The sequence below is a fragment of the Variovorax sp. RCC_210 genome (assembly GCF_041355175.1).
In the GTDB taxonomy this organism is placed as follows: Bacteria; Pseudomonadota; Gammaproteobacteria; order Burkholderiales; family Burkholderiaceae_C; genus Variovorax.
Genome location: NZ_JBFUPJ010000023.1, coordinates 74157 through 95751 on the forward strand (window position 1 = coordinate 74157; position 21595 = coordinate 95751).

At 69.6% G+C, this 21595-nt stretch carries 23 protein-coding genes; 11 read left to right on the forward strand and 12 right to left on the reverse strand.

Annotated elements, in window-relative coordinates; genetic code table 11:
• Positions 1–8: 8 nt before the first annotated feature.
• Genes AB6807_RS37390 through AB6807_RS37405 form a run of 4 tightly spaced genes read right to left on the reverse strand, consistent with a single transcriptional unit; the run spans position 9 to position 3350 of the window.
• The gene (locus AB6807_RS37390; protein ID WP_371088546.1) at positions 9–1562 is read right to left on the reverse strand and encodes a TolC family outer membrane protein; all 1554 of its coding nucleotides are present in this window, start codon (positions 1560–1562) and stop codon (positions 9–11) included.
• 14 nt (positions 1563–1576) lie between these two features.
• Positions 1577–1912 carry a rhodanese-like domain-containing protein gene (locus tag AB6807_RS37395; protein WP_371088547.1) on the reverse strand — a complete coding sequence of 112 codons (336 nt, stop codon included), beginning with the start codon at positions 1910–1912 and terminating at the stop codon, positions 1577–1579.
• A gap of 16 nt (positions 1913–1928) precedes the next feature.
• The gene (locus AB6807_RS37400) at positions 1929–2606 is read right to left on the reverse strand and encodes a protein-L-isoaspartate O-methyltransferase (RefSeq protein ID WP_116912771.1); all 678 of its coding nucleotides are present in this window, start codon (positions 2604–2606) and stop codon (positions 1929–1931) included.
• Positions 2607–2627: 21 nt separating this feature from the next.
• Positions 2628–3350 carry a TetR/AcrR family transcriptional regulator gene (locus tag AB6807_RS37405; RefSeq protein ID WP_371088548.1) on the reverse strand — a complete coding sequence of 241 codons (723 nt, stop codon included), beginning with the start codon at positions 3348–3350 and terminating at the stop codon, positions 2628–2630.
• 103 nt (positions 3351–3453) lie between these two features.
• Between AB6807_RS37405 and msrA the strand changes: the two genes are divergently transcribed.
• The 6 genes from msrA to AB6807_RS37435 all read left to right on the forward strand — a co-directional run bounded on the left by msrA (position 3454) and on the right by AB6807_RS37435 (position 10480).
• Positions 3454–4035 carry a peptide-methionine (S)-S-oxide reductase MsrA gene (msrA, locus tag AB6807_RS37410; RefSeq protein ID WP_371088549.1) on the forward strand — a complete coding sequence of 194 codons (582 nt, stop codon included), beginning with the start codon at positions 3454–3456 and terminating at the stop codon, positions 4033–4035.
• Positions 4036–4067: 32 nt separating this feature from the next.
• Positions 4068–4487: a hypothetical protein gene (locus AB6807_RS37415; protein WP_116912774.1), complete on the forward strand. Its 420-nt coding sequence runs from the start codon at positions 4068–4070 to the stop codon at positions 4485–4487.
• Positions 4488–4567: 80 nt separating this feature from the next.
• The gene (locus AB6807_RS37420; protein ID WP_371088550.1) at positions 4568–6745 is read left to right on the forward strand and encodes a TonB-dependent receptor; all 2178 of its coding nucleotides are present in this window, start codon (positions 4568–4570) and stop codon (positions 6743–6745) included.
• A gap of 17 nt (positions 6746–6762) precedes the next feature.
• Positions 6763–7173 carry a hypothetical protein gene (locus tag AB6807_RS37425; protein WP_371088551.1) on the forward strand — a complete coding sequence of 137 codons (411 nt, stop codon included), beginning with the start codon at positions 6763–6765 and terminating at the stop codon, positions 7171–7173.
• An 80-nt stretch (positions 7174–7253) separates the two neighbouring features.
• Entirely contained in the window at positions 7254–9371 is a 2118-nt protein-coding gene (locus tag AB6807_RS37430; RefSeq protein WP_371088552.1) for a TonB-dependent receptor, read from the forward strand.
• Positions 9372–9529: 158 nt separating this feature from the next.
• Positions 9530–10480 carry an AEC family transporter gene (locus AB6807_RS37435; protein WP_371088553.1) on the forward strand — a complete coding sequence of 317 codons (951 nt, stop codon included), beginning with the start codon at positions 9530–9532 and terminating at the stop codon, positions 10478–10480.
• 16 nt (positions 10481–10496) lie between these two features.
• On the opposite strand, the gene pdxH is transcribed toward AB6807_RS37435, so the two are convergent.
• Positions 10497–11180, reverse strand: coding sequence for a pyridoxamine 5'-phosphate oxidase (gene pdxH / locus AB6807_RS37440; protein WP_371088554.1), 684 nt, complete (start codon positions 11178–11180; stop codon positions 10497–10499).
• Between the two features lie 29 nt (positions 11181–11209).
• Here pdxH and AB6807_RS37445 point away from each other — a divergent pair, with 29 nt between their 5' ends.
• Positions 11210–11776 carry an NTP transferase domain-containing protein gene (locus AB6807_RS37445; RefSeq protein WP_116912779.1) on the forward strand — a complete coding sequence of 189 codons (567 nt, stop codon included), beginning with the start codon at positions 11210–11212 and terminating at the stop codon, positions 11774–11776.
• 12 nt (positions 11777–11788) lie between these two features.
• On the opposite strand, the gene AB6807_RS37450 is transcribed toward AB6807_RS37445, so the two are convergent.
• Positions 11789–12328 carry a superoxide dismutase family protein gene (locus tag AB6807_RS37450; RefSeq protein WP_116912780.1) on the reverse strand — a complete coding sequence of 180 codons (540 nt, stop codon included), beginning with the start codon at positions 12326–12328 and terminating at the stop codon, positions 11789–11791.
• Positions 12325–13083, reverse strand: coding sequence for a gamma-glutamylcyclotransferase (locus tag AB6807_RS37455; RefSeq protein ID WP_371088555.1), 759 nt, complete (start codon positions 13081–13083; stop codon positions 12325–12327). Before AB6807_RS37455 ends, AB6807_RS37450 begins: the two co-directional genes overlap by 4 nt.
• A 135-nt stretch (positions 13084–13218) precedes the next feature.
• On the opposite strand from AB6807_RS37455, the gene AB6807_RS37460 reads away from it, so the two are divergent.
• The 4 genes from AB6807_RS37460 (at position 13219) to AB6807_RS37475 (ending at position 17246) form a co-directional block, all read left to right on the forward strand.
• Entirely contained in the window at positions 13219–13779 is a 561-nt protein-coding gene (locus AB6807_RS37460; protein ID WP_371088556.1) for an OmpA family protein, read from the forward strand.
• A gap of 207 nt (positions 13780–13986) precedes the next feature.
• Positions 13987–15837, forward strand: coding sequence for a phosphogluconate dehydratase (gene edd / locus AB6807_RS37465; protein WP_371088557.1), 1851 nt, complete (start codon positions 13987–13989; stop codon positions 15835–15837).
• 42 nt (positions 15838–15879) lie between these two features.
• Positions 15880–16515 carry a bifunctional 4-hydroxy-2-oxoglutarate aldolase/2-dehydro-3-deoxy-phosphogluconate aldolase gene (gene eda / locus AB6807_RS37470; RefSeq protein WP_116912784.1) on the forward strand — a complete coding sequence of 212 codons (636 nt, stop codon included), beginning with the start codon at positions 15880–15882 and terminating at the stop codon, positions 16513–16515.
• Between the two features lie 2 nt (positions 16516–16517).
• Complete coding sequence (locus AB6807_RS37475; protein ID WP_371088558.1) at positions 16518–17246, forward strand: haloacid dehalogenase type II; 729 nt, start codon at positions 16518–16520, stop codon at positions 17244–17246.
• Here the strand turns inward: AB6807_RS37475 and AB6807_RS37480 are convergent, their stop codons facing one another.
• The 5 genes from AB6807_RS37480 to AB6807_RS37500 all read right to left on the reverse strand — a co-directional run bounded on the left by AB6807_RS37480 (position 17247) and on the right by AB6807_RS37500 (position 21505).
• Entirely contained in the window at positions 17247–17804 is a 558-nt protein-coding gene (locus AB6807_RS37480; RefSeq protein WP_371088559.1) for a DUF1697 domain-containing protein, read from the reverse strand.
• A gap of 55 nt (positions 17805–17859) precedes the next feature.
• A complete protein-coding gene (gene gloA, locus AB6807_RS37485; RefSeq protein WP_116912787.1) occupies positions 17860–18273 on the reverse strand; it encodes a lactoylglutathione lyase in 414 nt (137 codons plus the stop codon).
• Between the two features lie 71 nt (positions 18274–18344).
• Complete coding sequence (locus AB6807_RS37490; RefSeq protein ID WP_371088560.1) at positions 18345–19025, reverse strand: glutathione S-transferase family protein; 681 nt, start codon at positions 19023–19025, stop codon at positions 18345–18347.
• Between the two features lie 120 nt (positions 19026–19145).
• Complete coding sequence (locus AB6807_RS37495) at positions 19146–19829, reverse strand: ABC transporter ATP-binding protein (RefSeq protein WP_371088561.1); 684 nt, start codon at positions 19827–19829, stop codon at positions 19146–19148.
• Positions 19826–21505, reverse strand: coding sequence for an iron ABC transporter permease (locus tag AB6807_RS37500; RefSeq protein ID WP_116912790.1), 1680 nt, complete (start codon positions 21503–21505; stop codon positions 19826–19828). Before AB6807_RS37500 ends, AB6807_RS37495 begins: the two co-directional genes overlap by 4 nt.
• Between the last annotated feature and the right edge of the window lie 90 nt (positions 21506–21595).

The window sequence follows — 21595 nt, forward strand, 5'->3', positions numbered from 1 at the left end:
AAAACACCTCAGCGCACCGGCGGATTCAGGATCACCGGCGGCACGGGCGCCGTCGGCATCACCGGCGCCGGCGGATTGAACGGCTGCACCGGCACCGGCGGAATCACCGGAATGCTGCGCGGCGCGACCGGCACCGCAGGCGCGGGGGTGCTGCTGCTACCCCGGTCCGGCGCCGTGGCCGCCGGCACCGCCGGCACGCTGCCGTTGCTCGCCAGCGTCGCGTTGATCGCGTTCATGTCGTCCGTCGTCAGCGTGCCGTTGGCCTGGCGCAGCTTCAGGTTGCCCAGCAGCACGTTGTAGCGCGCCTGCGCCAGGTCGCGCTTGGTCTGGAACAGCTGGCTCTGCGAGTTCAGCACGTCGATGTTGATGCGCACGCCCACCTGGTAGCCCAGGCGGTTGGCGTCCAGCGCGCTCTGGCTCGACGACTCGGCGGCCTCCAGCGCCTTCACCTGGCCCGCGCCTGACACCAGCCCCAGGTACGCCGCGCGCGTCGACTGCGCCACGTTGCGGCGCGTGCCCTCGAGCACGCTGCGCGACTGGTCTTCGAGCGCCAGCGTTTCCTTGATGCGGTTCTCGGTCGCGAAGCCGGCGAACAGCGGCAGGTTGAAGACCACGCCCACCGTGGCCGCGTTGGCCCGCGTGCCCACCGTGCTGGTGGTGGTGCCGGTCGGGTTGCGCGTCACGTTGTAGCCCAGGTTGGCGTCCAGCGTGGGCTTGTGGCCGGCCTTGGCCTTCTCGACCTCGAGCCCGGCCACGTCCACGCCCAGGCGGGCCTGCTGGATGGCGGGGTGCACGTTGTCGGCCTGCGCGACCCAGGCGTTGATGTCCGCGGGCATGGCCACGGGCAGCACCACCGGCACCTGCAGCGGCACCGGCACGCTGCCCGGCCGGCCGACCAGCTGGTCGAGCACCACCTTCTTCACCTGCAAGTCGTTCTCGGCCGCGATTTCCTGCGCGATCACCAGGTCGTAGCGGGCCTGGGCCTCGCGCGAGTCGGTGATGGTCGAGGTGCCGACCTCGAAGTTGCGCTTGGCCGAGGCCAGCTGCTCGGCCACGGCCACCTTCTGCGCGCGCACCAGCGCCAGGCTGTCCTGGCTGGCGAGCACGTCGAAGTAGGCCTGGCTCACGCGCACGATCAGGTCCTGCTCGGCGATGGTGAACACCGCCTGCGCGATGTCGGCCTGGCGCTTGCCCTGCTCGTAGGTGGCCCAGTTGGCGGGCCGGTACAGCGGCTGCGTGGCGTTGATGCCCACGTTCTGCGTGTTGAAGTCGCGCGGCGTGGTGGTGCCGCGGCCGGCACCGGTGAGGGTGTCGATTTCGATGTCGCTGCGCGTCACCCCGGCCGTGAGGCCCACCGCCGGCAGGATGCCTGCCTTGGCCTGTGCGGCGCGCGCCACGTTGGCGTCGTACTGGGCCCGGGCCCCCTGGTACGTGGCGTCGTAGCCGCGGGCGGCGTCATAGAGTTCGTTCAGTGTCTGGCCCTGGGCCGGCAATGCGAGCAGGGCTGCGAAGGTGCTTGCGAGCGCTGCGGTAAGGGGCGAAAGCCGGGGCCTGGGAGGCATTGAACGTCCTTGAATCAGTAGCGTGGGACCGTGGGGTCGTGGGAAGACCAGGCGTCGATGCCGCCCGCCACGTTGGCGAGCTCGGCAAAGCCGTCCTGGTTCAGGAAGGCGGCCACGCGCTGGCTGCGCGCGCCGTGATGGCAAAGGCAGGCAATGCGATGGTCCTCGCCCAGCTCGGCGAGCCGGCCGGGGATTTCGTTCATCGGAATCGCCAGGAGGGTGAAGCCCTGGGGCGTCACGCTCGCCGTCTGCAGCTCCCACGGCTCGCGCACGTCGAGCAGCACCGGAATGGCCGCGGGGTCCTGGGCGAACCAGGCGGCGAGGTCGGCGGGGCGGACTTGGTCGATCATGTCGGTCAGCCGCCGCTCAGAACGAGAAGCGCGAAGGCTCGGGAAAGTTCAGCAGGCGCGGAGCCACGATGTCCCAGGGCTGGATGGTGTCCCACTTGCTTTCGCTGGTGCGGGTGACGAAGTGGGCACGCATCATCGGCTCTTCGCCCACGATGGCCGCGAGGCGACCGCCGACCTTCAGCGAACCCAGCAGGTTTTGCGGAATGCGGGCCACCGAGCCGCTCAGCACGATCACGTCGAAGCTCGGGCCGCTGGCCAGGGGCACGGCGCCGTCGGCGTGGCGCACTTCGACGTTGGTCACGCCGTTCTGGCGCAGCGTTTGCGCGGCGCGGGCGGCCAGCACGGGGTTGATCTCGAGCGACAGCACCTGGGCGGCACGGGCGCCGAGCAGGGCGGCCATGAAGCCGGAGCCGGTGCCGATCTCGAGCACCGATTCGTGCTTCTGCACATGCAGGTCCTGCAGGGTGCGGGCCTCGACCTTGGGCGACAGCATGAATTCGCCGGGCACCGAGCCGTCCAGCAGCGGCAGTTCCATGTCGAAGAACGACAGGGTTCGGTGCTCTTCGGGCACGTAGTCTTCGCGGTGGATCTGGGCCAGCAGTTCGAGGATGTCGGTTTCAAGCACATCCCAGGGGCGGATCTGCTGTTCGATCATGTTGAAGCGCAAGCGCTCGAGGGTGGGGGTGGGGTTCATGGCGTGGTTTTCCTAGTGGGCTCAGGACAAACCTTCAATTTTAGGTGGCACCGGTGACGCCAGCGGCGCGCTCGGCCTTCCGGGGTGCGCGCTGAGCCCGTTGATGACCACGTCGGCCTGGATCGCGACGTATTTTTCGGGGTCGAGCGTCGACACGCCGTCGACGCAGACCATGGCCGAATGCTTCCAGAGCATGAGGAAGACCATGGGCGCCACCACCGAGTAAATGGCGTGGTCGACGTCCATTGGCGCGAACTCGCCGCTGTCGATGCCGCGCTGGAAAATGCGCCGCAGCAGGTCGTGGCCGGGGCGCACCACCTCGCGGCGGTAGAACTCCGCCAGCTCGGGAAAGTTGGCACCTTCGCTCATCATGAGCTTGGTCAGGCCCGAGGCCTGGGTGTTGCCCACGCGCTCCCACCACACGTTCATGCAGTAGCGCAGCATGTCGGACGTGGTGCCCTCGAAGGCCTCGAACTCGGCGTTCCACTCGGTGAAGCGGCCGCCGAGGTTCTCGATGACCACGGCCTTGAACAGCTCTTCCTTGCTCGGAAAGTAGAGAAAGAGCGTGCCCTTGGACACCCCCGCGCGCACCGCCACTTCTTCGGAGCGGGTGGCGGCGAAGCCCTTTTCCACGAACAGGTCGAGCGCGGCGGCCAGCAGTTCGCCGGGGCGCGCTTCTTTCCGGCGCTCGCGCTTGGAGCGCACCGGGCAGATCTTGTCGACGAAGGAACGGGGGGTTGGCATGGGGTTAATGACTCGCGGGTTAGTAATGTAGTGACCGGCATCCGTCACGTCAAGCCGCGACAATATCGGGTTCGTCTTTTGCCAACCTGCCGGAACAGTGCCCTTGTCTTCCTCTGCGCCTTCTTCCTTTTCACCGCCTTCGCCGCCTTCCAGCGACACCGTCGTCCTCGGTGGCGGCTGCTTCTGGTGCACCGAAGCGGTGTTCGACCGGGTGCAGGGCGTGCTCGACGTGGAGTCGGGTTATTGCAACGGCCAGGTCGTGAACCCGACCTACGAACAGGTCTGCACCGGCCGCACCGGGCACAACGAGGTGGTGAAGCTCCAGTTCGACCCGGCGCAGATCGGCCTGCGCGAGCTGCTGGAGATCTTCTTCGTGGTGCACGACCCGACCACGCCCGACCGCCAGGGCAACGATGTCGGCACCCAATACCGCAGCGGCATCTACGTGACGAGCGACGCGCAGAAGCAGGTCGCGCAGGCGGTCATCGCCGAGCTCGAGGCGAGCAAGGCCTACCGCGCTCCCGTGGTCACCGAAGTGGCCACGCTGGCCAACTACTCGGCGGCCGAGGCCTACCACCAGGACTACTTCCTGAACTACCCCGGGCAGGGCTACTGCGCGTTCGTGGTGGGCCCGAAGGTCGAGAAGTTCCAGAAGACCTTCGCTTCGCGCGTCAAGAAGGCCTGAGCCGGGACCCGAACCCACCGCCCCTGCGCACCATGCTGACAGCCCGCCGTTCCCCTTCCCGTTCCGCTCGCGCGATCCTCGTCGCGCTGGCGTTCGCGTTGTGGATCGCCGGCACGCTGGGCGTGATGCACCGTTCGCTGCACGTGCCCGGCCTGGCCGAAGCCGCGACCGCTTCGGCCCCCCTCGTCGGTGCGACTGCCACTGCCACCGCGGCACAGGCCCAGGGCGACGTGCACAAGCACGCCCACGGCCTGGGCAGCCTCTTCGGCGAGCACACCGACGCCGAGTGCCGCCTGTACGACCAGCTCGGCGACGGCAGCGCCACGCCGAACGTGCCGCTGGTGGTGCTGCCGATCTTGCTGCCGGCGGCCACCTTCGCCTGGCTGCAGGGCGAGGCCATCGCCCGATGGGTCGCGCTGTTCGACGCGCGCGGCCCGCCTTCCTCTCGCTGAATCCCCCTGTGTTCCGGTTGCCGCCACCCGCCTTGCGCGGGCGGCGGCGGACGTTCATTGATTCAACGAGTGCCCCATCCATGATTCCCAATTTCCGTCGCAACGCCATCGGCGTCGCCGTTCTTTCCCTTTTGTCCTGGCCCGCGCTGGCGCAGGACGCCACCGTCACCGTGTCGCCCGACGCGGCCAGCACGCCGCCCGGCACCTTGTCCACGGTCGAGATCCAGTCCCAGTCCGAGCGCCTGAAGAAGGCGCGCATGGAGCTCTCGCCCGAGGTCGGCGCCACCGTCTACCGCATCGACCGCGCCGCCATCGACGCGCTCGGCAAGGGCGACGCCACCCCGCTGGACGACGTGCTGCTCACCCTGCCGGGCGTCGCCAAGGACTCCAAGGCCTCCGGCTCCCTGCACGTGCGCGACGACCACGGCAACGTGCAGTACCGCATCAACGGCGTGCAGCTGCCCGAGGGCATCTCGGGCTTCGGCCAGTCGCTGGACACGCGCTACATCGACTCGGTCGACTTCCTCACCGGCGCCTTGCCCGCGCAGTACGGCCTGCGCACCGCCGGCGTGGTCGACATCCAGACCAAGCAGGGCCTGGGCAAGCCGGGCGGCTCGCTCGGCTTCACCTTCGGCAGCCACAACACGCTGGAGGAAAGTGCCTCGGTCTACGGCACCACCGGCAACCTGAGCTATTACCTGTCGGGCAGCCTGGTGTCGAACACCAACGGCATCGAGAACCCGCAGCCCACGCTCAACGCGCAGAACGACCGCACGCGCCAGGGCAAGACCTTCGGCAACCTCTCTTACTACCTGGACGCCGACACCCGCCTGGGCCTGATGTTCGGCACGTACAACGGCAAGTTCCAGATTCCGACCAACCCGAACCAGGCGCCGGCCTTCTCGCTGGCGGGCTACAGCGACCTGGGCAGCGGCTACAACGGGTTGCCCTCGTCGGACGTGCGCGAGCGCCAGACCGAGGCCACGCGCTTCGTGGCGCTGTCGTTCCAGAAGACGCTGGGCGCGCTCGACTTCCAGGTCTCGGCCTTTCACCAGTACTCCAATCTGCACTACGTGCCGGACGCCGTCGGCGACCTGGTCTATAACGGCGTGGCCTCCGACACCCTGCGCTCCAACAGCTCGAACGGGCTGCAGGCCGATGCCTCGTACAAGCTGAGCGACGCGCACACGCTGCGCTTCGGCGGGGCCTACACGCGGCAGAGCACGCGCAGCATCAATGCGGTGAACGCGTTTCCGGTGGACGACAGCGGCGCGCAGGCCGGCAACACGCCGGTGTTGATCAACGACAACTCCGGCAAGGTCGGCCAGCTCGCCAGCCTGTACGTGCAGGACGAATGGCGCATCGACCCCCAACTGACCTTCAACTACGGACTGCGCTACGACAGCGTCGACGCGTTCACCAAGGAACACCAGTGGAGCCCGCGCCTGAACCTGGCGTACAAGCTCACCGGCGACACCGCGCTGCACGCGGGCTATGCCCGCTACTTCACGCCGCCGCCGCAGGAGCTGGCCTCGCAGCAGAGCATCGACCTGTATGCGGGCACCACCAACCAGCCGGAAATCGCCAACTCCGACCCGGTGAAGGCCGAGCGCACGCACTACTTCGACCTGGGCCTGGATCACAAGGTGAACGACAACCTGTCGCTGTCGGCCGACGTGTACTACAAGAACATCACCAACCTGCTCGACGAAGGGCAGTTCGGCCAGGCGCTGATCCTGTCGCCCTTCAACTACGCCAAGGGCTTCGCGCGCGGGCTGGAAATGTCGGCGCGCTACAACGACGAGCACTGGTCGGCCTACGCCAACTTTGCCTACCAGAAGGCGATGGGCAGGAACATCGTGTCGAGCCAGTCGCTGTTCGGCGCCGACGAGCTGAGCTACATCGCCAACCACTACGTGTACCTGGACCATGACCAGACGTACACGCTGTCGGGCGGCGCGAGCTACCGCTTCGGCGACAACCAGGTCAGCGGCGACCTTGTCTTCGGCAGCGGCCTGCGCCGCACGCCCGACGACGGCGCGCCCAACAGCGCCGCGCTGCCGCACTACGCGGTGGTGAACGCCGCCTACTCGCACACGTGGAAAGAGGCCTCGGGCGGCGACATCGTCGGCCGCGTCGCCATCCTGAACCTGTTCGACAAGGGCTACCTGCTGCGCGACGGCACGGGCGTGGGCGTGGGCGCGCCGCAGTACGGCACGCGGCGCAGCCTGTACGTCAGCATGACCACGCACTTCTGAAGCACCGAGGACTGACGATGCACACGAGGCTGTTGCGCTCCGTCGCCGCCACACTGCTGCTTGCGGTGTGGCTGGCGTCGACGCTCGGCCTCGTGCATGCCACGCTGCATGTGCCGGGCGACCAGGCGCGCGCTCTCGCCGAAGTGCGCTCCGTGCTGGCAACGGCCGGCCAGGGCGACGGGGAGGCCCAGGCTGAAGCCACCCCCGCGTTATCGCGGCACGGCTGGATCCACGCGCTGTTCGGCGACAAGACCGATGCGCAATGCCGCCTGTACGACCAGCTCGCGCACGGTGCCAGCGCGCCGGGCGTGCCGCTGGTCGTGCTGCCGATGCTGCTGCCGGCGGCCACCTTCGCCTTCCTGGAGGGCGACGCTATCGCCCGCTGGGTCTCGCTGTTCGAGGCGCGCGGGCCGCCTCCTGTTCGCTGAATTTCCTGAGTGCCGGTTGCTGCCGCTCGCGTTGCGTGGGGCGCGGCCGGTCGTTCCTCGATTCAACGAATGTTTTTTTCATGACCCCCAATTTCCGCCGCAACGCCGTGGGCGCTGCCATTCTTTCGCTCGCTTCGTTCGCGGGCATCGCGCACGCGCAAGCCCAGGCCCAGGCCCAGGTTCCAACACAGGCCCAGGCCGTCCCGGCCGACCCCGCCAGCCTGCGCGAAGTCACCGTCACCGGCAACCCGCTCGGCGCCTCCGACCTCATCGCGCCCACCACCACGCTGTCGGGCGACAGGCTGCTGCTGCGTTCCGAATCGACGCTGGGCGAAACGCTCAACAACGTGCCCGGCGTGAGCAGCAGCTACTTCGGCCCCAACGCGAGCCGCCCGATCATTCGCGGCCAGGACGGCGACCGCATCCGCATCCTGCAGAACGGCGGCGGCGCGCCCGACGCCTCGGCGCTCAGCTACGACCACGCGGTGCCGGTCGACGCGCTGGTCACCGAGCGCATCGAGGTGCTGCGCGGCCCGTCGGCGCTGCAGTACGGCGGCAGCGCCGTGGGCGGCGTGGTGAACGTGATCGACAACCGCATTCCCACCGAACCCCTCAACGGCTTCGGCGGCCGTGCCGACCTGGGCTATGCCACCGGCAACAAGGAGAAGAACGGCGGCGTGGTGCTCGAAGGCGGCAACGACCGCATCGCGGTGCACGTCGACGCCTTCAACCGCGACTCGAAAGACGTGTCGGTGCCCATCACGCTCGAATGCAGCAAGCCCGGCTCGCCGTGGTCGGCGCGCAAGATCTGCAACTCGGCCAACGAGGCGCACGGCGGCGCGGTCGGCGGCACGCTGTTCTTCGACCAGGGCTACATCGGCGCCTCGGTCAGCACCTACCGCAGCACCTACGGCACCGTGGCGGAAGACGACGTGACCATCGGCATGAAGTCGGACCGCTACGCCATCGAGGGCGAGTGGCGCCCGGGCGGCTTCATCAGCAGCATCCACGCCAAGCTGAGCCACACCGACTACCGCCACACCGAGTTCGAAGGCGGCCAGGCCGGCACCACCTTCTCGAACATGAGCAACGACCTGCGCATCGAGGCGCGCCACCAGAAGATTGGCAACTTCGAAGGCCTGGTGGGCTTCAGCAGCGAGACCAACCGCTTCGCCGCCGACGGCGAGGAGGCGTTTGCGCCGCACAGCCGCACGCGCTCGAACGCCTTCTTCCTGCACGAAGAGCTCGGCACCTCGTGGGGCCGGCTGAGCTTCGGCGCGCGCACCGAGCAGGTCCGCATTCGGTCGCTGGGCTATCCGGACGACCCGAGCGTGACGCGCTTCGCCATCGGCGAGCGCACCTTCAATCCGCACAGCGCGGCCTTCGGGGCGCTGGTCAACCTGGCGCCGCAGTGGCAGCTGACCTCGAACCTGGCCTACACCGAGCGCGCGCCCAAGGACTACGAGCTGCTGGCCAACGGCCCGCACGTGGCCACGGCCGCGTGGGAGGTGGGCGACCCGAACCTGAAGAAGGAGAAGTCGACCGGCTTCGACCTGGGCGCGCAATGGAAGTCGGGGCCGAACACGGCGCGCGTCAACGCGTACGTCACGCGCTTCCAGAACTACATCGGCCTCACGGCGTCGGGGCGCAACCTCGACGAGGAGGGCAACGTGGCCGAGCCCGGCGCCACCGACACGCTGGCCGAGTACGTCTACGGCGGCGTGCGCGCGCGCTTCACCGGCATCGAGGCCAACGGCAACCTGCGGCTCTTGGGCGCGGACGGGTTCGGGCGCCTGCGCGACGCGGACACGCTCGACCTCGAATGGCGCGGCGACATCGTGCGCGCGAAGAACCTCGACACCGGCGAGCCGCTGCCGCGCATCGCGCCGCTGCGGGTGGGTGCGACGCTGGCCTACGGCAGCGGTCCGTGGAGCGCGCGCGTGGGCTTCGACTACAACGCGGCGCAGCGCCGCATTCCGACGGTGGGCGCGCGCGAGACCGAGGCGTACACGCTGTGGAACGCGGCCATCACGTACCGCATGAAGGTGCGGCGCGCCAACCTGACCTGGTATGCGCGCATGGACAACATCGGCAACAAGCTGGCGTACAGCCCGACGTCGATCCTGACGACGACGGTGTACCCGAATGCGCCGCTGCCGGGACGGACGTTGAAGGTGGGTTTGCGCGTGACGTTCTGAGTTTGGCTTTCTCGCTCCCCTTCCGGGGGAGGGCGGGGGTGGGGGCTCGCGGCCTTTGATGAGGCAGCGGTTTTTGCGAGCGCCGCTTGCCCCCATCCCAGCCTTCCCCCGGGAGGGGAAGGAGCAATACCGGGAAATCCCTCGGCTATCCTCGCCGCGTGAATTCCTTCGTCATCTCTTCGCTTCTCCCCGTTGTTCTTCTCATCGCCGCCGGCTACCTCGCCGGGCGCCGCCGCTGGATCGGCGGCAATGCGGTGAAAGACCTGTCGAACCTCATCTTTTTACTGCTCGCGCCCGCGCTGCTCTTCCGCGCGATGAGCACGGTGCACGTCGAGCAGCTCAGCCTCAAGCCGGTGGCGGCTTACTTCATTGCCTCGGGCCTGCTGTTCGCGGGCACCATGGCCCTGCGCGGCTTCAACCGCACGGCGGCGGTGATCGCGCTGGCCAACACCTACAGCAACACCGTGATGATCGGCATCGTGCTGGTGGACCTCGCGTATGGCGAGCCCGGCATGGTGGTGCTGCTCACGCTGATCTCGCTGCATTCGCTGGTGCTGTTGACCAGCGCCACCGTGGTGCTCGAACTGGCGGTGGCGCGCGAGCACGCCGCGGTCGGCGGGGCCGACAGGCGCTCGATGTCGCGCACCGTGCTGCGCGCCCTGCGCAACGCCATCGTGCACCCGGTGCCGCTGCCGATCATGGCGGGCCTGCTGTTCGCGCAGACCGGCTGGACCATGCCCGAGGTGATCGACAAGCCGATCCAGTTGCTGGGCCAGGCCTTCGGCCCGGTGGCGCTGGTGATGGTGGGCATCACGCTGGCGCTCACGCCCATCGGCCGGCACTGGCGCGGCGCGCTCGCGCAGGCGCTGGTGAAGAACCTGCTGCACCCGCTGCTGGTGGCCGGCATCGGCTGGCTGCTGGGCGTGCGCGGCATTCCGCTCACGGTGATGGTGGTGGCCGCGGCGCTGCCCATCGGCGCCAACGTGTTTCTGTTTTCGCAGCGCTACCGCACGGCCGAAGACCTGGTGACGGCCAGCGTCGCGGTGTCGACCGTGCTGGCGCTGGGCACGCTCACGCTGGTGATGGTGTGCGTGCGATACCTTCCTTGAGACCGACCCCGGGCGGTCAGGGCGCGAGGCGTTCGCGCACCCAGTCGCTGCCTTCGGCGCCCGTACCCACACCTATACCTGCTTCGCGCCGGTAGCGTAGCCGGTCGTGCAGCCGGCTCTTGCGGCCCTGCCAGAACTCCCAGCGGTCGGGCACCAGCCGGTAGCCGCCCCAGTGCGGCGGGCGCGGCGGCGACAGCAGGTGCTTGGCCGCGAACACGGCCGCGTTCTTCACCAGCACGTCGCGCCCGCTGATCACCTCGCTCTGCGGGCTGGCCCAGGCGCCGATGCGCGAGTCGAGCGGACGGCTCTTGAAGTAGGCGTCGCTCTCGTCGGCGCCGGCCTTCTCGACGCGGCCTTCGATGCGCACCACGCGCTCCAGCTCGACCCAGTGGAACTGCAGCGACGCATAGGGGTTGCCCGACAGTTCGCGGCCCTTGCGGCTTTCGTAGTTGGTGTACCAGACGAGGCCGCGCGCGTCGTAGCCCTTGATGAGCACGATGCGGCTGGACGGGCGCAGGTCGCTGCCCACGGTGCACAGCGTCATGGCGTTGGGCTCGGGCACCTGGGCGTCGATGGCTTCGGTGAGCCAGCGTTCGAACTGCTTCAGCGGATCGCCCGCGCTGTGCGCCTCGCCGAGTTCCGCGCGCTCGTAGCTCTTGCGCAGCGCGGCCAGCGCGTCATTGGAGAGAGGGGAAGTCATTGCGGGATTGTTGCGCACATACTCGCGCGATGACGACGAAGGCAAATTCCCCCGTGGTGATCGTGCTGGCTTCGGGCCGCGGCGAGCGGTTCGTGGCGGCAGGGGGTTCGGGCTCCAAGCTGAAGGCGCTGCTCGCGGGCAAGCCGGTGCTGGAACGCACGCTCGATGCCGTGCGCGCCAGCGGCCTGCCATGGCATGTGGAAGACGCAGGGCACCCGGGCATGGGCGATTCGATTGCCGCGGCGGTGCGCGCCACGCGCGACGCGCCGGGCTGGCTGGTCTTGCCGGGTGATTTGCCGCTGGTGCAGGCGGCCACGCTGCGGGCGGTGGCGGCGGCGCTCGACGGCCGGGTGAACGCCGTGCAGCCGAACTACCAGGGGGAGCGCGGCCACCCGGTCGGCTTCGCGGCCGGCTGCGGCCCGCAGCTCGCGGCCCTTGCGGGGAACCTGGGCGCGTCGCCCGTCCTGAAATCGATGCGCGCCATCGCCTCGGTGGCCGACCTGGCGGTGGACGACATCGGCGTGGTCACCGATGTCGACACGCCCGCCGCGCTGGCGCAGGCCGAGGCGCTCTGGCTGGCGCGCCGGGGCGGCTAGCTTTTTTCTCGCTCAGGGCTTGGGGATGACCGCGCAGGCGATGCGCGGGCCCGAGTTGCCCGAGGGCTGCGTCGTGAAGTCGTCGCGGTCGCGGTGCACTACCAGCGCGCGGCCGGCCACGTTGTTGACGGCGCCGTCGGTCAGCGAGATGGAATGGTCTTCCACGCTGAAACGGGCCACACCGCCGGCGTCGGCCACCAGGCTCGGCAGTTCGCCGGCATGGCTGCCGGGCGCGGCGAACTTGCCGTGCGTGCCGCCGGTCGGGTTGAAGTGGCCGCCCGAGGCGTCGCCGTTGTTGCCGCAGTCGCCCTTTTCATGGATGTGGAAGCCGTGCTCGCTGCCCGGCACCAGGCCGCGCACCTCGCCCGACACGCGCAGGCCGTGCTCCAGCGCGGTGAAGTTCACCGTGCCGCGGGTCGGGTTGGGCGTGATGGCGCCGGTGGGCACCAGTTCGACGGCCGTGCTGGGCTTGCCGCCCATGCTGCCGCAGGCGGCGAGGAGGGCGGAGGCGAGCACGAGGCTGCCGGTGGCGATGAGACGGCTTTGGTTCATGTGTGGTCCTTGGACGGGTTGGACGGTTGAGAAGGTTGGGAAGGTTGGGAGGGAACAGGGGCCGCAGCGGGGGACGAAGTTTCCGCGGAACCCGGAACGTATACCGGAGGCGGCGGCGCATCGCAATCGGCGGCGGCCTCGGGCTGTGCACCGGTCTGCTGCTGGCGCTGCTGTTCCTGCGCCGCGGCCAGCGCCACCAGCCGGGCCAGCGCGGCGTCGTGGATGGCGTGGCGCTGCAGCTCCAGCAGCGTCTGGCGCGCGTAGTCGAGCGAGCTGCCGTAGCGGCCCACCGCGTTGGCGAAGATGTGGCGGTAGCGCTCGTCGGTGAGTTCGCCGGTGAAGTTGGGGCTGCGCCGCGAGAGCGTGAAGGCCAGCGCGCGCACCGGGCCGTCGGCCGTGCCGCAAGTCAGCCACTTCGGGTCGTACACGCCCGTGGGCATCTCGCGCAGCCAGAGCCGGCGCAGCGTGGCCAGGCCGTCGGCCTTCGGCACGCGAAACACCATGCCCCGGCAGCTGCCGCCCGAAAGCAGGCCGAACACCAGGCCGGGCACCTGCACGCTGCCGCGGTTCACGCGGCTCCACATCTTCAGCGCCCGGTGCCAGCCGCGCACCCAGGCCTGGCGCCGTTCGATGAAATCGAACTCCGGCCGCCAGATGAGCGAGCCGTAGCCGAAGAGCCACAGGTCCTCATGCCCGCCCCAATCGGCAATGGCGCGCTCGAGCATCGGCTGTGGATCGCGCAGCGGGGTGGGCATGGGGTCGAGTCCCGGCGGACCGGGATCCGGCGCGGGGTCCGACACGGAAGTGCCGGGGCCGACGCCTACAATTTCCTGATCATGGTTCACCGCACCATTATTTACCGCCCTCTTTCCTACGGAGCAAGACCCCCGATGAGCGACGACGACAGCCAGCAGAATTTCATCCTCGGATTCGTCATGGCGCTGATCGCCCTGGTGATCTTCTTCGTGATCGGCATCGTGCTCTGGCACAAGGGCCACAACCCGGCCACCGTCGCGCAGGCCGCGGCGGCTCAGCCGGCGGTGGTCATCTCCACGCCCGCCCCCGGCGCCGAGCCCAAGGTGGCCGAGGTGACCGAGACGGTGACCGTGACCATTCCCGACGGCGCGAGCATCCGCGTGGCCAACGGCGTGGTGAACTTCTACTTCGCCACCGGCAGCGCCGACCTGGCCCCGGGCGCTGCCGAGGCGCTGGCCGCGGTCATCAAGGGCGTGGAAAGCGGCCGCAAGGCGGTGGTTTCGGGCTACCACGACACCACCGGCGACCCTGCCGTGAACGAGTCACTCGCCAAGAAACGCGCCGAAATGATCCGCGACGTGCTGATGGGCCTGGGCGTGCCGGCCGCGAAGATCGACCTGCAGAAGCCCGAAGTGACGGCCGGCTCGGGCAACAACGCCGAGGCGCGCCGGGTAGAGGTGAAGCTGGTCGACTGAGCTCGGCGTCACCTTCGGTTGCAAGAAAAGCCCGGTGATGCCGGGCTTTTTCATGGGTGCGGCGCCCGGCGGCGCGGATGGGTAAATTCGTATTGCCAGCCGGCCGGATTTCATCGGGCTTTCGCGCATCGCTTGGTACGATGGGCCCCCAGGCCCACCGTCGCCCTGGCGACACGCAGCAAGACGCAGCAAGAGCCCACGACCCCCATGAGCAGCAGCACACACCCCACCGTACGCGACGTCACCGATCGCATCCGCGAGCGCAGCCAGGGGCTGCGCAGCGCCTACCTCGCCCGCCTCTCGGAAATCCGCAACCGCGACCGCGGCTCCGACCGCATGGGCTGCGCCAACGTGGCGCACGCGGTGGCCGGCATTCCGGCCAACGACAAGTTCCGCGTGGTGACCGAGCGCGCACCCAACATCGGCATCGTCACCGCCTACAACGACATGCTCTCGGCCCACGCGCCGTACCAGGGCTATCCGGACATCATCAAGCAGGAGGCCCGCCGCCTCGGCGCCACCGCCCAGGTGGCCGGCGGCGTGCCCGCCATGTGCGACGGCGTGACGCAGGGCACGCCCGGCATGGAGCTGAGCCTGTTCAGCCGCGACCTCATCGCCATGAGCACCGCCGTCGCGCTCACGCACGACATGTTCGACGCGGCGCTGCTGCTGGGCGTGTGCGACAAGATCGTGCCCGGCCTGCTGATCGGCGCGCTGCACTTCGGCCATCTGCCCACCGTGTTCGTGCCCGCCGGCCCGATGGCCTCGGGCCTGTCGAACGGCGCCAAGTCGAAGGTGCGGGAGCAGGCCGCGCAGGGGCTCGTGGGCCGCCAGGGCCTGCTCGACGCTGAAATGGCCGCGTACCACTCGGTGGGCACCTGCACCTTCTACGGCACCGCCAACAGCAACCAGATGCTGCTCGAGGCCATGGGCCTGCACGTGCCCGGCACGGCCTTCATCCAGCCCGGCGATGCGATGCGCGACACGCTCACGCGCGAAGCCGTGCGCACGGTGCTCGGCAAGGCGAGCGACGCCGCGTTCAACTGTCCGCCGATTGGCGAAATGGTCGACGAGCGCTGCATCGTCAATGCCATGGTCGCGTTGCTGGCCACCGGCGGCTCCACCAACCACCTGATCCACTGGGTGGCCGTGGCCCGCGCCGCGGGCATCGTGATCGACTGGGACGACTTCTCGAAGCTTTCGGACATCGTTCCGCTGCTGACCCGCGTGTACCCCAACGGCAGCGCCGACGTGAACGAGTTCCAGGCCGCGGGCGGTCCGGGCTTCGTCATCGGCGAGCTGGTCGACGCGGGCCTGATGCACGGCGACGTGCTCACGGTGCGCGCCGGCGGCATTCGCGAGTTCGCGAACATTCCCCACCCTGTGGATGCCGCGGGCGATGCACAGGCGCAGCGCCTGCAATGGACCCCCGCCGCGCCGCTGAAGAACGAAGCCATCACGCGCACGGTGGCCAGCCCCTTCAGCGCCACCGGCGGCCTGAAGCTGCTGAGCGGCAACCTGGGGCGCAGCGTGATCAAGGTGTCTTCAGTGCCCGACGACCGCCACGTCATCGAGGCGCCCGCGCGCGTGTTCGACTCGCAGGCCGCGCTGCAGAAGGCCTTCACCGCTGGCGAGCTGGAGCGCGACGTGGTCTGCGTGGTGCGCTGGCAGGGCCCGCAGGCCAACGGCATGCCCGAGCTGCACAAGCTCACGCCGCCGCTGTCGGTGCTGCAGGGCAAGGGCTTTCGCGTGGCGCTGGTGACCGACGGGCGCATGAGCGGTGCCTCGGGCAAGATCCCGGCCGCCATCCACGTGTCGCCCGAGGCGGCCGCCGGCGGCCCGCTGGCCAAGGTGCGCGACGGCGACCTGATTCGCCTGGACGCCGTAGCGGGTACGCTCGCCGTGTTGCTTCCCGAAGACGAATGGGCTGCGCGCGAAACCGCGACGCTGTCCGAAGCGCAACGCATCGCGGACGGGCACGGCCTGGGCCGCGAGCTGTTCGCCGGCATGCGTCGCAACGCACTGACCGCCGAAGAAGGCGCCTGCACCTGGATGTGACCGGGCCCCGCGCGGGCCGCAAGAAATTTTTGGAGCCATGAGATGACAGACAGACTCACCCCCCTCGACGTGATGCGCGACGCACCCGTCATTCCGGTCATCGTGCTGAACGACGTGAAAGACGCCGTGCCCCTGGCGCGCGCGCTGGTCGCCGGCGGCATCCGCATGCTCGAAGTGACGCTGCGCACACCGCAGGCGCTGCAGTGCATCGAGGCCATCGCCAGGGACGTGCCCGAGGCCGTGGCCGGCGCGGGCACCATCCGCAGCGCGGCCGACGCGCAGGCCTCCGCGCTGGCCGGCGCCAAGTTCGGCGTGAGTCCGGGCTACACGCGCTCGGTCGGCAAGGCCTGCCACGACCTCGGCTTGCCGCTGCTGCCCGGCGTGGCCACCGGCAGCGAGATCATGACGGCGCAGGAAGACGGCTACACCCAGCTGAAGTTCTTCCCCGCGCTGCAGGCCGGCGGCCTGCCGATGCTGAAGGCCTGGCAAGGTCCGTTCGGCGACGTCACCTTCTGCCCCACGGGCGGCATCCATGCGGGCAACGCGGCGGAGTTTCTCGCGCTGTCGAACGTGGCCTGCGTGGGCGGTTCGTGGATCGTGCCGGCCGACGCCATCCGCGACGGCGACTGGGCCCGCATCGAGCAACTGGCACGCGCCGCGAGCCAGCTGCCGCGCTGAGCATGCGTACCGATTTCGACGCGAGCGACCTGAAGGTCATCGCGTTCGACGTCTTCGGCACGGTGGTCGACTGGCACAGCGGCATTGCCGCGGAGGCCCAAAGCGCCTTGCCGGGCGTGGACGGCGCGGCCTTCGCGCTGGCCTGGCGCGCGGGCTACCAGCCCGCCATGAAGGCCGTGATGGAGCGCATCGCCGCGGGCGAGGGCGGCTTCACGCTGCTCGACGAACTGCACCTGAGCATGCTCGAGCAGGTGCTGCGCGACTTCGGCCTGGGCGACCGGCTCGACACCGCCGCCAAGCGCGACCTGAGCCGCGCCTGGCACCGCCTGCCGGCCTGGCCCGATGCGGTCGCCGGGCTCACGCGGCTGAAGAAGAAGTTCACCATCTGCACGCTGTCGAACGGCAACATCGGCCTGCTCACCGAAATGGCCAAGCGCGCCGGCCTGCCCTGGGACTGCGTGCTGTCGGCCGAAGTGTTCAAGGCCTACAAGCCCGACCCGCGCACTTACCTGGGCGTGGCGGGCGTGTTCGACGCGACGCCCGGGCAGGTGATGCTGGCCGCCGCGCACCACGACGACCTGGCCGCCGCGCGCGTGTGCGGCCTGAAGTCGGCGTACATCGAGCGGCCGTATGAGTTCGGCCGTGCCCAGCCGAAAGACGTGTCGCCGCAGCCGGACAACCACCTGCACGCGCGCGACATCAACGCGTTGGCGGACCTGCTGGACTGCTGATCAGCCGGTGACCAGCTTTTCGACCGTGCGCAGGTTGCGCGTGGTGGTGCTCGACCTGTAGCGCGTTTTCGCGAGCAGCTTGGCCACCGGGGTGTCCAGGCTTTCGCCGCGCGGGCATTGCCAGTACAGCACGCCCTCGCCGCGTTTCAGTTGCTCGACGTCGGCATCGACGGCGCCGGCTTTCTCCATCACTTCGTCGAGCATCGCCGCGTCGGAGCCGAACACGATGTACGGATGCCGCTCGTCGTCGATGCGCTCGAAGGGGTAGCCCTTGGCCATGGCCGCCACCTGCTTCTGCGTGAGCAGTACGATCCATGCGTCGTAACCGAAGCGCTTGCGCAGCGCCTGCTCGATGCGCGTGCGCAGCGCGGCGGCATCGCTGGTGTCGGTGTCGAACAGCACGTTGCCGCTGGCGAGCACGGTGCGCACCGCGCCGAAGCCGAGGTCATCGGCGAACAGCGCTTTCAGCTCGGCGCTCTTGATCGCGATGCCGTTGACGTTCACGCCGCGCAGCAGCGCGACGTGGCGCGTGGCGGCGGGTTGCTTCGCACTGGCCATGGTGCTACCGGATGTTGTTCGTGCTGCTGGTGCTACCCGTGCCGCCCGTGGAGGCTCAGCGCAGGCCGCCGCCGGCGGCGTCTTCGTCGCGCTGGATCAGCTCGATCTTGTAGCCGTCGGGGTCCGTCACGAACGCGATCACGGTGGTGCCGCCCTTCACCGGGCCGGCTTCGCGCGTCACGTTGCCGCCGCTGGCCTTGATCTTCTCGCAGGCCGCATACGCATCGGGCACGCCGAGCGCGATGTGGCCGTAGGCGGTGCCGAGCTCGTAGCTCTCGGTGCCCCAGTTGTAGGTGAGCTCGATCTCGGCCTGCCCGGGGTTGCCCTTGTCGAAGCCGAGAAAGGCGAGGCTGTACTTGTACTCGGGGTTTTCCGAGGTGCGCAGCAGGTTCATGCCGAGCACCTTGGTATAGAAGTCGATGGAGCGCTGGAGGTTGCCGACGCGCAGCATGGTGTGGAGGAATCGCATCTCGTGGTGCCGTGTAGTTATGGAGTGATCGAAAAGGGGAGGCCGCTATTGTCCGCCTCCCGGCGCGCCGATCAAGCCGCCAGCGTCAGCAGGTGGGCCTGGTGGCGCTCCAGGAACGCCATGAGGTGCTGCGGGTACTCGGGCACCACCGCCGCGCGCACGCTGGGCCGCGCGGCCAGCGCCTTGCGCCAGGCGTTCACCTTGGGCAACGTGTCGAAAACGTGCGAATCGGCGATGTCGTCGAACACCTCGAAGTAGCGGAACACGGGCGCGAAGACCGCGTCGACCAGGCTGAAGTTCGTGCCCGCGAAGTAGGGGCCTTCGCCCAGCGCGGCTTCCACGCGCTCGAACTTGGCGACCAAGGCGAGCCGCTTCTGCTCGAACACGGCGGCGTCCTGCGTGGTTTCGTAACCCCAGAGGTCGGCCAGCGTGGCCGAGCCGAACTCCATCCACGCGCGATGTTGCGCACGTGCGAGCGGGTCTTCGGGGTGCAGGCGAGCGCCGGGCTGCGTTTCTTCGAGGTACTCGCAGATCACGTTGCTTTCGAACAGCACGGTTTCGTTGCCGTCGGGCTGGCGTACTTTCAGCAGCGGCACCTTGCCCAGCGGCGAGATGTCGAGGAACCACTGCGGCTTGTTCGCGAGGTCGATGACGACGCGCTCGAAGGGCACGCCTTTTTCATGCAGCGCGATGGCGGCGCGCTGCACGTACGGGCACAGCAGGTGGCTGACGAGGGTGAGGGCTTGCGGCATGGGGCTTTCCATTCTCGGGTGTGCTGTTGCGGGGGATGTGGGGACCGTGGATCGCCGCGATTCTTGCGATACCGAACAACCTTTTCCCGCGAAGCCCATTCGCCGAACGGGCGCCTTGTGCTATGCGGCGGTGTCCAGCCAGTGCGTGATGCGCCCGCCGTGCATCACGCCGATGCGGTCGGCCATGGCGTGCGCCTCGGCCTCGTTGTGCGTGACCAGCACCGCGGTCTGGCCCGCCTGCTTCAGGATGCCGCGCACCTCGGCCGTGAGCCGTTCGCGCGTGCCGCCGTCGAGGTTGGAGAAGGGCTCGTCGAGCAGCAGCAAGGAAGGCGAGGGCGCCAGCGCGCGGGCCAGCGCGATGCGTTGCTGCTGGCCGCCGGAAAGCTCGTGCGGGTAACGCTCGCCGGCCTCGGCCAGCCCCACCAGCGCCAGCATCTCGGCCACGCGCGACTGCTGCGCGGCGCGGTCGAGGCGGCGCAGCCCGAAGGCCACGTTCTTCGCCGCCGACAGGTGCGGGAACAGCGCGTACTCCTGGAACATCATGCCCACGCGCCGCTGCTCGGGCGGCAGGTGCGTGTGCGTGGACGACAGCAGCACCTCGCCCAGGCGGACCGTGCCCGCGCGCACCGGCTCGAAGCCCGCGATGGCGCGCAGCACCGTCGTCTTGCCGCAGCCCGAGGGGCCGAACAGGCAGGCGATGTCGCCCGCCTTCAGTGCGAGCGAGAAGCCGTCGACGACCGTGTGCGGGCCGCGCGGGGTGTCGTACGCGAGCTGGACCGCATCGAGGTTCAGGGGAGCGCTCATGTCTTGTCGGGTACGGGGGTGTTCGAAGGCGTGCCCAGCGGGTTGCGCGCGAGCAGCACCACGGGCAGCAGGCCGGCCAGCACGATGGCGAGCGCGGCGATGGCGCCTTCTTCATAGGTGCCGCGCGCGGCCTCGGCGTAGAGCCAGGTGGCGAGGGTGTCGAAATTGGCGGGGCGCAGCAGCAGCGTGGCCGGCAGCTCCTTCATGGCATCGACAAACACCAGCAGCGCGCCGGCCGCCAATGCGGGCCGCAGCAGTGGCAGGTGCACGCGGCGCAGCGTGCCGGCGGTGGTTTCGCCGAGCAGGCGCGAGGCCTGTTCGATGGCCGGCGGAATGCGCGCGAGCCCGGCCTCGATGCCGCCGACCGGCATCGCCAGGAACCGGATGACGCAGGCCACGACCAGCACGACGCCCGCGCCCATCAGCGGCAGGCCTTGCCAGCCCATCGCCGTGGCCAGCGCCCCGTCGAAGGCGAGCGCAGGCGTGAGCAGCCCGATGGCCAGCACCGTGCCCGGCACCGCGTAGCCCAGCGCCGCCACGCGCGCCTGCCAGCGCGCGCGGTTGGGGCGCGAGCCCTGGCCGCGCGCGGCCCAGGCGACGACCAGCCCGGCGGCCACGGCGACGACCGTGACACCGGCCGCGAGCGCCAGCGTGTTGCCCAGGCTTGCGACCAGCCCGCGGGAAATGCCGCCGCCCTGGTACAGCCGCTTGGCGCTTTCCCAGACCAGGTACAGCGCGGGCGCGACAAAGCCGACCAGCACCGGCAGCGAGGCCGTCGCGGTCGCGGCCCAGGCGGCGCCACCACGCAGCCGGCGCGGCTGCACGGCCCGCATGCGCTGCGCCGAGCCGAAGCGCTGGTGCTGCCGGCCATGGCGCTCCAGCCACACCAGCGCCACCACCACGAACAGCATGGCGCAGGCGATCTGCGCCGCGCCCGCGAGGTCGGAGCGCGTGATCCACGTGGTGTAGACGGCCACGGTGAGCGTGTTCACGCCCAGGAACTCGGAGGCGCCGATGTCATTGAGCGTCTCCAGCAGCGCCAGGCTCAGCCCCACGGCCAGCGCGGGCCGGGCCAGCGGCAGCGCCACCCTGAAGAACGCGCCCCGCCGGCTTTCGCCGAGCATGCGCGCGGCTTCCATCAGGTGCGCGGGCTGCGTCATGAACATGGCGCGCGCCGTCAGGTAGACGTACGGGTACAGCACGAAGCCCAGCACGAAGACGGCGCCCGGCAGCGAGCGCAGGTCGGGCAGGCGGAACTGGCGCGGGCTGTCGAAGCCCAGCATCCAGCGGATGGCGCCTTGCACCGGGCCGATGGGGTGCAGCAGGTCGAGGTAGGCGAAGGCGACGATGTAGGTCGGCATGGCCAGCGGCAGCAGCAGCGCCCAGTGCAGCACGCCGCGCCCGGGAAAGTCGTGCGCCGTCACCAGCCAGGCGCAGCCGGTGCCGATCAGCAGCACCAGCGCGCCGACGCCCGCCAGCAGCAAGGCCGTGTTGAGCGCCGCCTGCGGCAGCACATGCGCCAGCAGCGGCCCCCAGTGCCCCACGCCCGAGCCGAACGCGAGCCACGCCAGCGTGAGCACCGGCGCGAGCACGCCGAGGGCGATCAGCAACGACGCGCAGCGCCAGGCCGGGCCCGCTGCGCGCAGGCCCGGCGGCTGGCGCCGGAGCAGGTTCATTCAGTCGCCGGCAAGGCGTGCCCGGCCCGCGTGGTCACTGGTCGAAGCCGACCTTGTCGACCAGCGCGCTGGCCTGCTTGCGGTACTTGG

Excerpts from the sequence above, each read along its gene's own strand:
- AB6807_RS37390 (WP_371088546.1), bottom strand. The coding sequence starts at position 1,562 with ATGCCTCCCAGGCCCCGGCTTTCGCCCCTTACCGCAGCGCTCGCAAGC.
- AB6807_RS37395 (WP_371088547.1), bottom strand. The coding sequence starts at position 1,912 with ATGATCGACCAAGTCCGCCCCGCCGACCTCGCCGCCTGGTTCGCCCAG.
- AB6807_RS37400 (WP_116912771.1), bottom strand. The coding sequence starts at position 2,606 with ATGAACCCCACCCCCACCCTCGAGCGCTTGCGCTTCAACATGATCGAA.
- AB6807_RS37405 (WP_371088548.1), bottom strand. The coding sequence starts at position 3,350 with ATGCCAACCCCCCGTTCCTTCGTCGACAAGATCTGCCCGGTGCGCTCC.
- AB6807_RS37415 (WP_116912774.1), top strand. The coding sequence starts at position 4,068 with ATGCTGACAGCCCGCCGTTCCCCTTCCCGTTCCGCTCGCGCGATCCTC.
- AB6807_RS37420 (WP_371088550.1), top strand. The coding sequence starts at position 4,568 with ATGATTCCCAATTTCCGTCGCAACGCCATCGGCGTCGCCGTTCTTTCC.
- AB6807_RS37425 (WP_371088551.1), top strand. The coding sequence starts at position 6,763 with ATGCACACGAGGCTGTTGCGCTCCGTCGCCGCCACACTGCTGCTTGCG.
- AB6807_RS37430 (WP_371088552.1), top strand. The coding sequence starts at position 7,254 with ATGACCCCCAATTTCCGCCGCAACGCCGTGGGCGCTGCCATTCTTTCG.
- pdxH (WP_371088554.1), bottom strand. The coding sequence starts at position 11,180 with ATGACTTCCCCTCTCTCCAATGACGCGCTGGCCGCGCTGCGCAAGAGC.
- AB6807_RS37445 (WP_116912779.1), top strand. The coding sequence starts at position 11,210 with ATGACGACGAAGGCAAATTCCCCCGTGGTGATCGTGCTGGCTTCGGGC.
- AB6807_RS37450 (WP_116912780.1), bottom strand. The coding sequence starts at position 12,328 with ATGAACCAAAGCCGTCTCATCGCCACCGGCAGCCTCGTGCTCGCCTCC.
- AB6807_RS37455 (WP_371088555.1), bottom strand. The coding sequence starts at position 13,083 with ATGCCCACCCCGCTGCGCGATCCACAGCCGATGCTCGAGCGCGCCATT.
- AB6807_RS37460 (WP_371088556.1), top strand. The coding sequence starts at position 13,219 with ATGAGCGACGACGACAGCCAGCAGAATTTCATCCTCGGATTCGTCATG.
- edd (WP_371088557.1), top strand. The coding sequence starts at position 13,987 with ATGAGCAGCAGCACACACCCCACCGTACGCGACGTCACCGATCGCATC.
- eda (WP_116912784.1), top strand. The coding sequence starts at position 15,880 with ATGACAGACAGACTCACCCCCCTCGACGTGATGCGCGACGCACCCGTC.
- AB6807_RS37475 (WP_371088558.1), top strand. The coding sequence starts at position 16,518 with ATGCGTACCGATTTCGACGCGAGCGACCTGAAGGTCATCGCGTTCGAC.
- AB6807_RS37480 (WP_371088559.1), bottom strand. The coding sequence starts at position 17,804 with ATGGCCAGTGCGAAGCAACCCGCCGCCACGCGCCACGTCGCGCTGCTG.
- gloA (WP_116912787.1), bottom strand. The coding sequence starts at position 18,273 with ATGCGATTCCTCCACACCATGCTGCGCGTCGGCAACCTCCAGCGCTCC.
- AB6807_RS37490 (WP_371088560.1), bottom strand. The coding sequence starts at position 19,025 with ATGCCGCAAGCCCTCACCCTCGTCAGCCACCTGCTGTGCCCGTACGTG.
- AB6807_RS37495 (WP_371088561.1), bottom strand. The coding sequence starts at position 19,829 with ATGAGCGCTCCCCTGAACCTCGATGCGGTCCAGCTCGCGTACGACACC.
- AB6807_RS37500 (WP_116912790.1), bottom strand. The coding sequence starts at position 21,505 with ATGAACCTGCTCCGGCGCCAGCCGCCGGGCCTGCGCGCAGCGGGCCCG.